This window comes from Pseudomonas sp. SDO5532_S415 (assembly GCF_054071155.1).
In genome coordinates this window covers 1-1,444 of the sequence record NZ_JBSVWS010000353.1, presented here as the reverse complement: position 1 = coordinate 1,444, position 1,444 = coordinate 1, and the positions used below count along the sequence as shown (strand labels likewise).

2 protein-coding genes are annotated in these 1,444 nt (G+C 53.5%); one reads left to right on the top strand and one right to left on the bottom strand.

The features are described 5' to 3' along the window. Positions 1-75 precede the first annotated feature (75 nt). A complete protein-coding gene (locus ACW9HW_RS30045; RefSeq protein WP_095196370.1) occupies positions 76-495 on the bottom strand; it encodes an NINE protein in 420 nt (139 codons plus the stop codon). A gap of 249 nt (positions 496-744) precedes the next feature. Here ACW9HW_RS30045 and ACW9HW_RS30040 point away from each other — a divergent pair, with 249 nt between their 5' ends. Further along, positions 745-1,362 (top strand): C40 family peptidase, encoded by a 618-nt coding sequence (locus ACW9HW_RS30040; RefSeq protein ID WP_095196369.1) that lies wholly within the window; start codon positions 745-747, stop codon positions 1,360-1,362. Positions 1,363-1,444: the final 82 nt, after the last annotated feature.

Here is a 1,444-nt window from a genome sequence, read left to right as displayed (position 1 = left end):
ATGTATTGACGCTGGACTAGCAGTCAACACACCCACTGTGGGAGCGAGCCTGCTCGCGAAGACTTACTAAAGGGCTCAGCGACGCTGAGCGTTACGCAGCGACACCTGATCATTCAGCGTCCAGAAGTCATACAACACTCCCAGGAAGAACAGCCCGCCGGTCAGCAGGTACACCAATCCGCTGATCCATTTCCCCTGATACATCCGGTGTATGCCGAATACCCCGAGAAACGTCAGCAGAATCCACGCAACGTTGTATTCGATCGGCCCGGCGGTGAACCGCAGGTCCGCTTCGCGGTCCATGGCCGGGATCAGGAACAAGTCGATCAACCAGCCAATCCCCAGCAATCCGAAGGTGAAGAACCAGATCGTCCCGGTCACCGGCTTGCCGTAATAGAAGCGGTGAGCACCGGTAAAACCGAAAATCCACAGCAAGTAACCGATCACTTTGCTGTGTGTGTCTTGGTGCGGGATGGGCGGTTGATAGGTGTTCATGAAGGACCTCGATTCACACGATAGATAAATATTCTTTAAATCTTTGTGACTTTTTTACGAGCAGCCGACGTATGGCAACTGCTACTGTCCCTTCCGCCAAACCCTTATGGCACCTGACTTCTGTCGGACAATTGCGTCAATTTACCGCTTATTTGGTTCCGTTAGACCCCGATGGAATCGACAAACGGCCTCGGAATGCCAAAAAAAGCTGTTATAAAGTTGCGCGCTAACCCATACGAGCCTTGCCTAATGCGTCCATTTTTCAAGACATGGCTAACCATTTGCCTATTATTGCCACTGGCCGCCCACGCCACCAATCGTGAGCAACGTCTTCCGAACGTTAATGGTTACACCCCAAAATCCCATGCTTCGGCTCCTTCGAGCAAAAGCAAGAAATCGCTCAAGAACGCTCCTCAGCTAATCAGCAAGAGCAGCCTGGTTCCGCCAATGGGGACCAAGGAAAGCAGCAACGTCCTGAGCCGCGCTGTCAACGTCCTCGGTACGCCTTACCGTTGGGGCGGCAGCAGCCCGAGCAAAGGCTTCGATTGCAGCGGCCTGGTGAAATACGCGTTCAATGACGCCTCGTTTGACCTGCCACGCACATCCAATGCCATGGCCAGCGGTCATGGCGAGAAAGTCGATCGCAAGGACCTCAAGCCGGGCGACCTGATTTTCTTCAACATCAAGAGCCGTCGAGTCAATCACGTTGCCATCTACTTGGGCAACGACCGCTTCATCCACGCACCTCGTCGTGGCAAGTCGGTGACCATCGACACCTTGAAGAAACCGTATTGGGAAAAGAACTACGTGGTTGCCAAAAGGGTTCTGCCGAAAGAACCCAAAGCGTTGCAGGTTGTTCAGCGCTGACTTCAGCGTCTTGAATCCTCTTCGGACATAACGCCCTCTTCGCGAGCAGGCTCGCTCCCACATTGGAATGCATTTCACTGTG